Raw genomic sequence first — 13,885 nt, 5'->3', positions numbered from 1 at the left:
TCATTCTCCCTGTACGATAAAGCTGTCACAGGTCATGGTTCCTCTGGAAATGGTAAAACCTGCCCCACCACATGAGTAAGTATCATCATTAGTGGTTAAAATATTTTCACCGTTTACCAGGAAACTTAACTGATCGCCCTGTGCAGCAAACTCCAGTCTGTACGGCTTATCTTCTTCGTATTTATACTCTTTTTCTGCAAGAATTCTGCGCTCTCTATCTTTCTGAACAAAAATCTGAGCCTTATTATAACCGGTAAGTACAGCACCGTAGTATCTCTTATGTCCTGCACTTCTGATAACAAGTCCGCCTGCTTTGTGAAGGTTATAATATACAGTTGACTCTACCTTATAATCTTTCCAGTCCCTTGTTCCGATTGTTACCAGACCGTCATCTTCCTGATGGGATACACAGTATGTCTGGTTAAAATCAGCTGCAAACTGTGCTGCTGAACTTGCAAAACTTGCCAGCCACAGCGGATTGGTATTCCAGATAGAGGTCATCAGCATTCCTCTCTGTGCGAAATCCGTCGGCGCACCCTTCCAGTCAATACTGTGGATAAACACATTTCCGCTGAATCTCTTTACAGAAGAAATCTGATAACCCAGCTTGTAGATTGCCATACCTTCTGTATCCGGTACTTTCCAGTCAAATTCCCGGACTTCCTGAGTAAGCTTCCACGGTTCTCCATAAATAACCTGGCTTTGATTATCAAGGTCATAATAAAGAATGTATGGTGTAAGGAATACTTCTTTGTCCCCTTCCACACTCGCCTTTGTCTTCACGATCTGCGAAGAATAAAGTGTAGGTGATGCTACTGTGGAGAAATTCAGTGCAACCTTGGAAAAATCAATGAATGTCTGGGTGGCCACATTTGCTGTCACACCATCGGCAACACAGTCACAGCTGATCGCCAGTGCATTTTCCTGACTGCTTTCATTTTTATTATGTACAGTAACCCTGCTGACGCAGCCATGATCGAATTCACATGGAGAAAATCCCTGTATTGATCCCGGATATTCAAAAGTATATCTTTCATCTGATATTTCGACTTCTTCACCTGCCAGATGTGCTGCTGCATTTACGATCCTTTTTGTCTCAAGTACGGCATCTGTAACAACAGAACCGCCGTCTGCAGTTACCACATACATAAGGTCAGCCACAGGTGTACGGAAATCTGCTCCGGCATTGATCCCATCGATTCCAAGACGGATTCCATTAAAAGCACCTACATTGCCGGCGTTGCAGTCTGTATCCCAGGCTGCGGAAGCAGCAATGCTGATAGATTTCTGAAAATCATCTCCACCAAGCAGGATAGATGCGATAACCATTGCATGGTTTGGAACCATATGACAGCATCCCGGCCATACACCATAGCCATATTTCGGATCAAGATATGCTCTGACCTTCCTCCAGTCTTTTTCTTTACTGCATATATCTCTTACATCAGCAATGATTTCTGTAAGAAGTGGATCTGTTACATATTTCGCCGCTCTGTCAAGAAGTACATCTATATTTTTTTCTGTAAACGCCATTGCCTCCAGTGCTGCCAGATGGCAGGCTGCCTGAACAGCAATTCCATCATGACTTACACTTGCTGCCTTTCTTACCAGATCTACTGCCAGATCCGGATCATCCGGGCATGCCATTGCGATCGCATCAATAAAGATCTGTGCGCCGATCTGTTCGGAAAGAGTTTTTCCATTTACTTTCATGGAACCACTGTCCGGTGCATCAATCCCGTTTTTCAGATTCAGAAAAGCCGTATGCTCTGTAGAACGTCCAAGTCCGCCCCACCAGAGGATAGTTCTGTTTTCAATAATATAGTTTAACCAGGTATCTCCGAATGCCTTTGCCGAAAGGTTTCTGTCATAGTTATTATCTTCAATTGCCCTGAAAAAACCAAAAGTTCCGGAAATATCATCATCTGCTACAATAAGCGGAACCCCTGCTTTATCATGAACATAATATTTTACTTCATCAAAAGTATCCTGGATCTTCTGATAACTCCATCCTTCCACAGGACGTCCCAGATAAACTCCAAGGATTTTTCCCAGGACACCTGCATAAATTTTATCTTCAAACTGTTTTATCATCTGTCATTCCCTCCGGGTTCATATCCTACAGTCTGCGAACCTCAAATCCATCTCCCAGTATTGCTCCTGCGTCAACTACAAATCCTGTCTGACCTCTGTCATAGGAAGCATCTTTTCCTTCTGCCGCAACTTCTCCATTGATGAGCATCTTAAGATCATCGCCTTTTACACGGAATTCAAGATCATAGGTATGATCGATCTTATAATCATAAGGCTTTCTTGCAATCTCGATCCTCTTCTCATCTTCCTGACGGTAGATCAGTGCACAGCCTTCTGTCAGCACAGCACCATAATATCTTCTGTGTCCTTTTGCCCTTGCAACAAGACCGGCTGCATCCTGCTGCGAAAAAGTAATGATACTCTTCACAGAATAATCTGCCCAGTCTGCTGTTCCTGTTGTCACAACTCCGTTCTTCACAGCATGGCAGATGGAGAAAGTAACTGTATAATCAGGATTGAAATGATCTGCTGATGAAACAAAAGTTTTCAGCCAGGAAGTAGTTGTTGTCCACGGTGTCAGAGAAGGAGTCATCTCCATGGATCTTCCCATTCTGTAAAGTACCGGTGCATTTGACCAGTCAAGAGTTTTAATAATAATATTTCCGTCAAGTCTTTCTTCACTTGTAAGACGGAGGCCAAGTCTGAAGATTGGATGTCCCTCTGTATCCGGCACTCTCAGTTCAATTGTGTTCAGACCTTTTTTCAGCTGATTTCTGCCGCAGTATAAATTCTGCAGTTCATCATTTTCATCAAAGTATTCAAAGAATAATTCCAGTTCAGGATTTTTTTCTGCCGGTGCATCAACAACCAGTTTAATATCCTGTCCACTGTAAAGTGTCGGACAGCACAAAACATCGAAATAGCTTGTTCCTTCTTTTCCTTTCGGTTTCAGATCAATAAATGTATCCACCGCTACAGAAGCATGAACACCACTTGCCAGACCTTCATAGGAGATTTTGCACCCATATTCCCCTGTAGTCTCATAAGAGTTCTCGATTTTTGTAAGAACCTGCTCTTCCACATCTCCATCATAAGGAATAATTCCCTGTACTGATCCCGGATACTCGAAAGCAAATCTTTCTTCCGGCAGATCAATATTCTCACCTTCTAATGCGGCGGCTGCCCTGAGAATCTTGCGCGTTTCGAGCACTGCGTCAGAAATACAGGAACCACCGTCACTTGTCACCACATAAAGTCTGTCTGCTACAGGTTTTCTTAAATCAGCACCCTTATTAAAACCGTCAAGGCCAAGTCTTATTCCATTCAGGCAGCCGACATTTCCGCTGTTACAGTCTGTATCCCAGCCTGCCGAGCATGCGATCATACAGGATTTCTGGAAATCATCCCCACCCATGATAAATGCCATAAGCAACGTAAGATGATTTGTGAGCATCGGACAGTTTCCCGGATATTTATCATAACCGTGTTCTTCTGCAATCCACTGTCTTACTTCATACCAGTCTGCTGCTTTTGCACATCTTTCTCTCAGTTCGGCGATCAGTTTCTTAAAGTCCTCGTTATCAATATATTTCAGGCCTTCGTCCAGAAGTCTGTTGATATCTTTTTCCTCAAATGCCATTGCTTCCATGACAGCCAGATAAACAGCCGCATCTACTGCAACTCCGTCATGACTTACACTTGCAGCTTCTCTCGCCATCTTTGCAGCCCTGTCAGGATTTCCAGGATTCACCAGTGCCCAGGTATCAATAAAAATCTCAGCTCCGATCTGTTCTGCCATGCTCTGTCCGTTTAATTTTATTGATCCGCTCTCCGGTGCCTTGATTCCGTTTTTCAGTCTCAGGTAAGCAGTATGTTCTGTACTTCTGCAAAGTCCGCCCCACCAGAGTATTGTCTCGTTTTCTACAATATAATTCAGCCATGCATTGCCGATCTCTTCTGCCTTAATGTCAACCTTATATCCAGAGTCTTCCAGTGCCCTGAAAAAAGCAAAAGTTCCTGAAATATCGTCATCCGGAACGATCAGTGGTGCTTCGGTTTTGTGATTTTTGTAATAAGATACCGTCCCGAAAGTATCTCTGATTTTTTCAAAAGTCCACCCCTCTACAGGACGTCCCAGATAAACCCCGAGGATTTTTCCAAGTACACCTGCATATACATTATTTCTGTATTTCTGTAATCCCATTTTTTTCTCCTTAATTACGTTCAATAATCTTAACCTTTGACAGCTCCGCTTACCATACCATCAACAAACTGCTTCTGTGTCAGCAGGAAGAAGATGATAATAGGTCCTATCAGTATCATGGCTGAAGCCATTAATATTGACATATTGGAACCATAACTTCCGTTCATGGAAAGGAATCCAAGTGTTGCTGTAAAGTTTTTCTCTCCCTGAAGGAAAGTAGATGTGATCAGATATTCATTCCATGACTGAAGGCCGATCAGTACAGCAACTGTAACAAGTCCGGGCGAAACAACCGGCCGCATTACAGACCAGATAACCTGTCTTGTATTTGCACCGTCGATCCTCGCAGCCTCTTCCAGTTCTTTCGGAACATTCAGGAAAAATGTCCTCATAAGGAAAATCGCCAATGGCATATAGGTTGCAGCTAGAATTACACTTGTTGCCGGAATATTTCCGATTAGATTCATTTTTGCAAAAGCATAGTACAGTGGGAAAAGGAACAGCTGGATCGGTACAGTCATTGCTACCATGAAATACATCAGCACTGCTCCACTTCCTTTGATTCTTTTACCTGAAAGTACATATCCCGCCAGAGTTGAACAGATAAGTACGATAAAAACTGTACAGCCGGTAAGTTTCACACTGTTCAGGAATCCTTTTGCAAATTTACCTGTCGTCCATGCCTGGATATAGTTTTCCAGATGAATGATATCCGGCAGGCTTAATGGATTTCTTACGATCTCCGCATTCTCTTTAAAACTGTTGATTAGTACCAAAAATATAGGAAACAGACAGATAACAGCCAGCAGTATCAGAATTATATGAATGACTGTATTCACTGCTATCTTCTTTTTTCTTGATGAAGCTCCCATAATCAGTGTCTCCTCCTATTCTATAGATTCTTTTCTGGTCATACGTGCATATATGATAGATGCAATAAGGCCAAAAATACTGATAAACATTCCAACTGCAGCTGCTTTTCCGACTTTCATAGATCCAAACGCGAAAGAATATGCATAGGTACCAAGAACTTCTGTTGCATGAGCCGGGCCGCCGCCTGTAAGCAGTTTGACATAGTCGAAGGACAGGAAAGAACCAATGGTTATCATCATAAACATAAGCTTGACCGTTGGCATGATATTTGGCAGATAAACGTATCTGAATAACTGCCAGCCATTACAGCCCTCTACCCTTGCAGCTTCAACCTGATCTGTAGGAACCTGTCTCAGCGCTGCCAGATAAATAACTGTCAGATAACTCCAGTAATGCCAGATATCAACGCCTGCACAGGCATATATCGCAGTTTTCATACTTGCCAGAGGCGAACTTATATCCAATCCGAATGTATTTCTCAGGAATGCAACTACACCAACTACAGGGCTGAACATGATATTCAGCCAGAGCATTGCATTAACTGACGGTGCAAGTACATATGGGATCAGGAATGCAACCTGGTAGATACTTCTTGTCTTCTTTCTCGAAAGAAGAAGCATTGCGGACAGCATACCAATAAAAACAGGAATAGTAAGGAACATGATTGCCCAGATAAAGTTATTCTTGATCGCTGTAAAAAAGATTTTGTCATGAAACAGTTCCTGATAATTTTGCAGGCCTATGAAGTTAATATTTGGTGACAGTCCATTCCAGTCTGTAAAAGAATAAACTACTGTCATAATTCCAGGAACCAGAATAACACAGACACTTATAAGCAGTGCCGGAGCTATCAGAAGATAGTTCCAGTTAAATTTTTTCTTCTTACTCATTGGGCAATAGCCTCCCTTATCTACAAAAGTGGCAGATGGCATCTGGGTAAACCCAAAACCATCTGCCTTTTTTCTGTTAGTGTTTCATTTCTTTAAATCAATATTACTTATTCAATTCCTGCCGGTTTCGGAATCGGAGGAACAAGACCTTTATCAAATTCATCTTTGAATGCAGTCTCAATGGAATCTACATAATCATCAACACTTGAAGTACCGAACCATACTTCATCAATATTAACGATTCTCTGCTGTGTATCAGCCGGGAAGAATACGTTATCATAGAAACCGAAGTTTCCTTTTTCTACTGCTGCAGATACATTCTGAACTACGTCCATGAAGGATTTGGAAAGGTATCCCATATCAGATGTATCAACAGAAGACAGGTCTTTCAGCGGAGTTCCCCAGTATCCCGGCCATGCAGCTGTCATTTCCTCTGTAAAATCAGGTGACATCATGATATCAATGATCTTCGCTGCTTCATCTTTGTGTTCCTGACTTACATTAGCGTTGATAGATAAAGTGCAGGCTGCACCAAGTGTATAAGTTTCGTCCGGAACCTGTTCTGTTGCAGGGAACGGAATAAATGCAATGTTTTCTGTCTTATCATCTGTAAAGTAAGAAGCTGCCCACTGGAATGCGATAGATGGTCCAATGAAGAACGGAGCTTTTTCATCAGCAAGAAGCTGTAAGGATTCACTGAAGTTCAGGTTAACGTAATCATCACCTGCAAGGTATCCCTTATCCCACCATTCTTTGGATTTTTCAATTGCTGCCTTAACATCATCATTGTTCCAGCTTTCTTCGCCGGTCAGACATTTATAAACTGTATCAGGTGTTGCAACATGTGTCAGGAAAAGTGAAGCATAGTTTTCGTTTACAGGCTGCCAGCCTTTGTTTCCTGTAACTGATCCATATAAGCCTTTTTCCATGGCTTCATCCATGATCTTTTCCATATCTTCGATAGTTGTCGGAACTTCCCATCCATTGTCTTCGAGCACTTTCTTATTATAGAAAACACCCATTGTACTGATTCCGTTTGTCAGGCTGTAAAGCTTGCCGTCAACTGTTCCGGATTCATAATATGGCTGCAGGATCCTGTCTGCCCATCCATACTCTTCTGAATATTCGTCCATTGGCTCAAGTTTGCCAGCTTCAACCAGTGGCATTACGAATGCAGGGCCGGATCCGTAAACGATATCAGAACCCTGATTAGCTGCAAGTGCTGTTGTCATATCAGAATCTACAGACGGTCTGAACTCAACAACCAGCTGATATTTATCCTGAGAAGCATTGTATGCATCAACCAGATATTTTTTCATAGCTTCCTGAGCGTAAGGTTCAGCGCCCCAGAACCAGAGGTTAATCTCTTCTCTGTCTTTCAGGGAATCATCAGATGCCTTTGCAACTTCTTCTGTATCTTCTGCTTCCTCAGCATCATCTGCTGCGTCTTCTGCTTCCTCAGCGTCGTCTGCAGTGTCTTCTGCTTCCTCTTTTGTTTCTTCCTTTGTTTCTTCCTTTGAGGTATCACTTCCTGTTGAGACCCCGCAACCTGCCAGTGAGCTTACGACAACCGCAGTTGCCATGATCGCTGCTAATGCTTTTCTTTTCATTTAGTTTCTTCCTTTTGGTAAAATTGTGATTAACATTCTTTATAAGTGTTTTGTTTGTTTCACACGTTTCCCTTTGTTAACCTAATTATAACCAATTAATCACTTTTGTCAACCTAATTTGTTAATCATATTTTGTTTGTATGTACTTTATTTTCTTTATATTTTTTCTTCAAATTAATATATTCTTTTTATTATCTGAATTATTCTCAATGGTAAACTTTATTGTATTTTGGTTAATATTGGTAAATATTTCTCGTATTTATGTTTCTTATGCAATCTATATAAAATTGTAATGGAAATATTAGTCAAAAAAATACTCCGCTTTAACCTGCGGAGTATTTTATGACATCATATAAAATCTTTATACTTTATTTTCAAACTGATTTTCATCCCTGTCTCCTGACAGATTGCCTTTCGATCAGAACCGGTGCAAAGTACGTATCCCGCACTGCATCCTTATCCTTACCGGTGATACGATTAATAATAATCTCACCGGCTTTTTTGCCCATCTGCTCTCCGGGCTGTGCTATTGTGGTCAGTGGTGGGGTCAGAATCGCTGCCATGTCCATATTGTTAAACCCTACAACAGAAATATCTTTACCAACAATCAGGTTGTTTTCCCTTGCATACTGGTAAATGCCAATCGCTATTTCATCATCATAGGCAAACACTGCATGGACTCCCAGACTGTCCAGGTATTTCATTCCCTCATACCCGGTCTGTCTTCTGTACTGACCATAATAAATATAATCTTCTCTTATGGAAATATTATAAAACGCCAGTGCTTCTTTATATCCTTCAATTCTTTTTCGACAGGTGTACACTTCTCTGTTTCCCACGATCATGCCTATCCTGTCATATCCGTTATGGATCAGATACTCTACGGCCATATAGCCGCCGCTCTTATTATCTGCAGTTATAAAATCACAGTAAACTCTGTCGATTGCCTGATTCAGAAGCAAAAAAGGTATCCCCGCCTCTTTCAGCGCACGTCCCAGTTTTTCATTGTTTTTCTCTATATTCATATCCATGGGCGGCACAACAATGAGTCCTGAGACTTTCATATCCGCAAGAAAATGTATACGGTCCAGAGTCTGTTCCGTAGTATCATTTCCTGCACAGACAACCACATGATATCCATACACCTGACTGTACTCATCAATTCCCTTCTGGCACGATTCTAGAAATTCATTACAATACCGGGGGCGTATCACTCCTATTACTGCTGCTCTTTTGACGGTTCCTCCCTGATTTTCACTTATCTGTCTGGCTTTTCGTTTTTTTTCTTCGAAATCATAGCCAAGTTCCCTTGCTGCCTCTATTATTCTCTCTCTGGTTGCTTCCGTTATCCTTGAAGGTTTGTTATTCAGTACCAGTGAGACACTGGCGGTAGAAACATTCGCTTTTTCTGCAATATTTCTTACAGTTGGCTTCATTCACGCCTCTCCTTCTTTTTCAAATCCCTGCTGCTTCAGTTCCGGCTGAATTCTCCGCTCAGAACATCATAAATACCTCTTGGAGTAATGCGGATCTCTGGTATTACAGGAAGTGCCATAAAAGATAATGTGATAAAAGGATCAACACCTCTTCCTACGCCCATTTCATGTGCTTTATCAATCATTGTCTTCAGTTTACGGTTACTGTACTGGTATCCTGCATCACTCATCAGTCCCATTACAGGCAGTTCCAGTGTATCAAAAACTCTGTGATCAGATACAATCGTATATCCTCCCTGAACACGGATAAGTTCCTGAACTGCCAGCCACATGTCTTTATCATTATCACCGATTACAATTATATTATGAGAGTCATGAGAAACACTGGAAGCAATCGCACCGCCACGAATCCCAAATCCACTGACGATTCCAACTCCTGTTTTGCCTGTTGCTTTATGTCTTTCGATCACTGCGATTTTCTGTAACTGTTCATCTGAAACAAAAGAGCATTTACCTTCAGCCAGTTTTTTTATCTGTTTTTTTGTGGTAATCTGCCCATCCTGCATCTCTATTACTGTAAAAAATCCATCAGGTGATTCAAGTTTCAGATCAGCTTCTGAAAATCCGCCCACATGAACTGTATTTTTCAGTTCCTCCGGGCAACTTCTGATCTCGATTTTTCCGTCTTTCTGTACTACTTTTCCCTTATAATAAACTTCATCAATGGAAACTTTTTCCAGATCATTTAATATGATCAGATCTGCCTGATATCCAGGCGCTATTGCACCCAGGTTATCAAATCCATAACATTGTGCTGAATGAATTGTCGCCATTTTTATTGCATCTACCGGATTCATTCCCAGTTCTATGGCTCTTCTCACATTATGATCAATATGACCTTCTCGCTCAATGTCCTCAATATGTTTATCATCTGTGCAGAAACAGAATCCTTCACCTGTCATATGGTTTTCTACCAGTCCGGAAACGATCGCATCAACATTTCGGGCAGCACTGCCTTCACGGATCAGTATTGTCATACCATTTCTTCGTTCTCTCATTGCATACTCAAATTCAGAACATTCATGATCCGTTTTAATCCCTGCCATCACATATGCCTGCAGATCCCTTTCTGCAAGAAATGGTGCATGACCATCACGTACTCTGTTTTCAAACAAAGTCAGCTTCTGATGCATTCCTGCCTCACCGTTTACCACAGAAATGTAATCCATTACCTCTCCAAGTCCCAGTATACGTTTATTTTTCAGATATGGTGCCATATCCTCTGCCGTCAGTGTACAACCATTGTCATCAATAGATGTAGCAGGAACACAGGAAGGCATCATGACAAACACATTTGCACTGACATCTTCTGTCTGATTCACAATATAATCAATTCCTGCCAGTCCGGAAACATTCGCTGACTCATGCGGATCCACAATAAATGTAGTTGTTCCGTGACGTGAAGCAACAGTTACCAGTTCACCAGGTGTTACCAGCGTAGACTCCAGATGAAGATGACTGTCTATAAAACCGGGGCAGATATACTTTCCGGTCATATCCCGTTCTGTTTTTCCTTCATAAGAACCGGTTCCTACAATAATTCCATCTTCGATCGCCACATCTCCAGCCAGTATCTCTCCGGTAAAGACATTTACAATCTCTGCATTTTTCAGAACCAGTTCAGCTTTTCTCTGGCCACGCGTAATCTCTGAATATCTCTGATAATCTTTTAATTCCATAGATTTTCTCCTTTTGCCATATTTAAGGAAACGTATAAACATATAACAAAAGCACACTGAAAAAGATATTTATTATCTTTGATATTAGCATGTACAAAAGCAAATATCAACTTTTTATCTGATTTTTTTACCAGTTTTTATCACTGTTTATCAAATTTCCTGCTGCTGTTTATTTCACCCGCAAAAAATTGTGCATAATATCTAATTCTTTTTTGCAGTATTCATTATATTCTGTTATAATAAACAAAACGAATTGCATATTTCACTTGTACAGGAGAAATTGCTTTATGAAAAATGATAAAAAATATAACATTGGAGTCCTCATTGGTGGTGTACATACATATTTTCCCAAAGAACATATCCGTGGAATTTCAGACGCAGCAAAGGAGTTCGATGCCAATGTTTATTTCTTTCTTGGCACTCAGACGAAAGATTTCTTTGAGGATATGCTCGGAGGAACTCACAAGGATTCTTACGATTATCAGTTCAACACAATTCATGATTACAGCCTTATAGGTGGACTTGACGGACTGATCATCAATTACGGAACTCTGGGACTTCAGTTAAAAAATAAGTCTGCTGAACAATTTGCGCTGAAGTTTAATTCCATTCCCACAGTATTTCTCACAGAGATCGTCCACTCAGCCAACTGCCACTCCCTGATTTGTGACAATCATCAGGGCATCCGGCTGATCATGGAGCACCTTATTCTGAAGCATCACTGCCGTAAGATCCTTTTTATGGAAGGTCCTGCTCAGAATACAGACTCCAAGGAGCGTACTGCCACATATTTTGAGATGATGCAGAAATATAAGCTTCCGGTAACTCCTCAGATGATTGGTCAGGGAGACTATTCTGAATTTGTTGACAGACAGGTGGAACAGCTTCTTGATGATAATCCAGACGCACAGGCGATTGTCTTTGCCAACGATGAGATGGCCTTTTCCGGATATCGTGTATGCGAAAAACGTGGTCTCACTGTTGGTAAAGATATTCTGATCACCGGATTTGATGACTGTGAACGTGCCTCCGGTATGGAACCACCTCTTACCACAATCCAGCAGGACGGCATTCTGATGGGCAAAATGGCCATGTATGACCTTATAAGCAGACTTGATGGAAAGAAAGTATCTTCCCGCAGAGTTCCTGTCTCTCTCTGCAACAGAGAGTCCTGCGGCTGTCACGGAAAAAACAGTAAAATATATAACACTCCGCTGAACCTTACTCAGCAGATCCACAACCTCAATCGTACAATTACCAATATGAAGCTGGAACTTATTAATTTTCAGCGTAAATCCTGGTTTATCCCATTTCTTGCAAGAAACCTCAACAATTGTATGGAGAATGAACACGCTTTTCTTATGGAAGCTATGAATAACATACGGGAACTTCACACAAAATGTACATACCTCTTTCTTCTGGATGAACCTGTCATTTACAAAAAAGGTGAAAAGTGGATCTGCCCGGATAATCTGCGCCTTGCAGCTTATTATCACAATAACAGTACAAAGGCATTTCATCTTTATGACCGGCCTTCCGTCAACAGTAGAAATGGCCTGTGTCAGTTGATGGAAGATGACGAACAGCATCAGTTTATGATCTTTCTTCTGTTTTCCGGTGAAAAGCAATACGGTGTGCTGGCATGCGATATACACCAGGAAGATTTTCCATTCTTCTATATCATAAGTCTTCAGCTGGGACTTTCTTTATATTACCTTGAACTCAACAAGGCCGAGGCACTTCGCCGCCGGGAAATGTCCCACGATATAGAACTTATGAAAGAACGCAACCGTATTCTGGGTATCATTTCAAAATACGATGAACTCACAGGCCTTCTGAATCTGAGAGGTTTTACAGAACGTGTCAGGATTTTCTGTCATGATAACCCGCATCGTCGTGCATACATCATATGTGGAGACCTGGATCATCTGAAAGAAATCAATGATACCTGGGGACATCCTGCTGGAAATTTTGCTCTCCAGAGTGTTGCTAAAATCCTGCAAAGCTGTCTGCGTAATTATGATATTCTCGCCAGAGTAGGCGGGGATGAATTTCTCATCCTTCTTGACTGTGAAACAGAACATTTCGAAAATGTTTTCCGTGAGCGAGTCAAAAATGCCTGTGCCGCTTTTAATTCAGACTCTGACAAACCTTTCCTTGTGGAAATTTCTATTGGGATTGCTGAATTTCAGCCTGCTCCCGACATAGATATTGATCATCTCATCGCACTTGCCGATCAGGATCTCTATGAGGCAAAAAAACACCGCCGAAACTCTGTCCGGCGGTCTTAAAGCGTTTTACTGAGGGAGAGTATCCTTATATTCCTTGTAATCTCCCTCGGTAAGTGCCTCTTCATATGCATCATATGCATCTTTCAGATTTCCATATTCTTTTTTACCTGATATAAGCTGCTTATGTTTATCGTAGGTAAGATGATCCGCTATTGCCACATAATTATTTTTTCGGGCAGCCGTTGTTGTCTCTGAAATATAATATTTGCCATCAGCAGTACGAATGATGACCGGAATTTTTTTGCCTGCACCTACTTTATCAGTATCTACGGAAGTCCAGAAGAAATAACGTTTTGAAGCATCCGTGGCACTTCCCAGATATGCCCAGGTTCCCTCTTTCATCAGACTGTCATCTTTGATCTTCTCATTAACCTTTCGGATCATGGTCGAAAGCGAAGCCGGACAGCGGGAATCAATTTCAAAATAATTGTTTCCATCACTTATAAGACTTTCCAGTACACCACTCTCCCTTAAAGGTAGATCCAGATCCTCTTCTGTATTAAAGAAATACTTCTTTCCACTGTTGCCGCTGCCGCCTTTCCAGTCCAGCAAAATCCCCGTCTCAGGGTTGTATGATACCTCACAGGTTCCATTTGCAACCGGATTTCCATGCCAGTTCGGAGTATCGCCTTCACCATTGGAATGAGAAATTCCGGCAATTGTCACTGTGTCAGAAGACTGCCAGTCATCTATTTTCTGTTTCAGCTGTACAACCTTCATCTCTGCTGTATCTTCTGATACAACAGCCGTCATTACATCATTATACGCTGTACGTACATTTGCAAGGTCAACCGACTCCCGTTTCACAG

The 13,885-nt window shown here is 41.5% G+C and carries 9 protein-coding genes; 1 reads left to right on the top strand and 8 read right to left on the bottom strand.

All coding sequences use genetic code 11. The features are described from left to right. From ACTNB8_RS02765 to ade, 7 genes are all read right to left on the bottom strand, one after another. On the bottom strand, window positions 1-2,094 hold the full coding sequence (locus ACTNB8_RS02765) for an ADP-ribosylglycohydrolase family protein (RefSeq protein ID WP_441052081.1): 2,094 nt from the start codon (window positions 2,092-2,094) through the stop codon (window positions 1-3). 25 nt (window positions 2,095-2,119) lie between these two features. Next, window positions 2,120-4,237 (bottom strand): ADP-ribosylglycohydrolase family protein, encoded by a 2,118-nt coding sequence (locus tag ACTNB8_RS02760; protein WP_441052079.1) that lies wholly within the window; start codon window positions 4,235-4,237, stop codon window positions 2,120-2,122. A 29-nt stretch (window positions 4,238-4,266) separates the two neighbouring features. Then, window positions 4,267-5,109, bottom strand: a complete 843-nt coding sequence (locus ACTNB8_RS02755) for a carbohydrate ABC transporter permease (RefSeq protein ID WP_441052077.1) — start codon at window positions 5,107-5,109, stop codon at window positions 4,267-4,269. Window positions 5,110-5,124: 15 nt separating this feature from the next. Next, the gene (locus ACTNB8_RS02750; RefSeq protein WP_441052075.1) at window positions 5,125-6,000 is read right to left on the bottom strand and encodes a carbohydrate ABC transporter permease; all 876 of its coding nucleotides are present in this window, start codon (window positions 5,998-6,000) and stop codon (window positions 5,125-5,127) included. A gap of 107 nt (window positions 6,001-6,107) precedes the next feature. Then, window positions 6,108-7,610 carry an ABC transporter substrate-binding protein gene (locus tag ACTNB8_RS02745; RefSeq protein WP_441052073.1) on the bottom strand — a complete coding sequence of 501 codons (1,503 nt, stop codon included), beginning with the start codon at window positions 7,608-7,610 and terminating at the stop codon, window positions 6,108-6,110. A 386-nt stretch (window positions 7,611-7,996) separates the two neighbouring features. Continuing rightward, a complete protein-coding gene (locus ACTNB8_RS02740) occupies window positions 7,997-9,046 on the bottom strand; it encodes a LacI family DNA-binding transcriptional regulator (protein ID WP_441052071.1) in 1,050 nt (349 codons plus the stop codon). Window positions 9,047-9,081: 35 nt separating this feature from the next. Next, window positions 9,082-10,785 (bottom strand): adenine deaminase, encoded by a 1,704-nt coding sequence (gene ade / locus ACTNB8_RS02735; protein WP_441052070.1) that lies wholly within the window; start codon window positions 10,783-10,785, stop codon window positions 9,082-9,084. Between the two features lie 287 nt (window positions 10,786-11,072). Between ade and ACTNB8_RS02730 the strand changes: the two genes are divergently transcribed. Continuing rightward, the gene (locus ACTNB8_RS02730) at window positions 11,073-13,076 is read left to right on the top strand and encodes a diguanylate cyclase domain-containing protein (RefSeq protein WP_441052068.1); all 2,004 of its coding nucleotides are present in this window, start codon (window positions 11,073-11,075) and stop codon (window positions 13,074-13,076) included. A 6-nt stretch (window positions 13,077-13,082) separates the two neighbouring features. Here ACTNB8_RS02730 and ACTNB8_RS02725 read toward each other — a convergent pair whose 3' ends face one another. After that, on the bottom strand, window positions 13,083-13,883 hold the full coding sequence (locus ACTNB8_RS02725) for a prepilin-type cleavage/methylation domain-containing protein (protein WP_441052067.1): 801 nt from the start codon (window positions 13,881-13,883) through the stop codon (window positions 13,083-13,085). Between the last annotated feature and the right edge of the window lie 2 nt (window positions 13,884-13,885).

Origin of the sequence: Blautia sp. HCP28S3_G10, from assembly GCF_052065235.1 — a bacterium.
In the GTDB taxonomy this organism is placed as follows: Bacteria; Bacillota; Clostridia; order Lachnospirales; family Lachnospiraceae; genus Blautia_A.
Note: the sequence above shows the minus strand (reverse complement) of the source record. Positions and strands in the feature narration are given on the sequence as shown.

What these genes read in the sequence shown, in the direction of transcription:
- ACTNB8_RS02765 (WP_441052081.1), bottom strand. Translation starts at nt 2,094, where the DNA reads ATGATAAAACAGTTTGAAGATAAAATTTATGCAGGTGTCCTGGGAAAA.
- ACTNB8_RS02760 (WP_441052079.1), bottom strand. Translation starts at nt 4,237, where the DNA reads ATGGGATTACAGAAATACAGAAATAATGTATATGCAGGTGTACTTGGA.
- ACTNB8_RS02755 (WP_441052077.1), bottom strand. Translation starts at nt 5,109, where the DNA reads ATGGGAGCTTCATCAAGAAAAAAGAAGATAGCAGTGAATACAGTCATT.
- ACTNB8_RS02750 (WP_441052075.1), bottom strand. Translation starts at nt 6,000, where the DNA reads ATGAGTAAGAAGAAAAAATTTAACTGGAACTATCTTCTGATAGCTCCG.
- ACTNB8_RS02745 (WP_441052073.1), bottom strand. Translation starts at nt 7,610, where the DNA reads ATGAAAAGAAAAGCATTAGCAGCGATCATGGCAACTGCGGTTGTCGTA.
- ACTNB8_RS02740 (WP_441052071.1), bottom strand. Translation starts at nt 9,046, where the DNA reads ATGAAGCCAACTGTAAGAAATATTGCAGAAAAAGCGAATGTTTCTACC.
- ade (WP_441052070.1), bottom strand. Translation starts at nt 10,785, where the DNA reads ATGGAATTAAAAGATTATCAGAGATATTCAGAGATTACGCGTGGCCAG.
- ACTNB8_RS02730 (WP_441052068.1), top strand. Translation starts at nt 11,073, where the DNA reads ATGAAAAATGATAAAAAATATAACATTGGAGTCCTCATTGGTGGTGTA.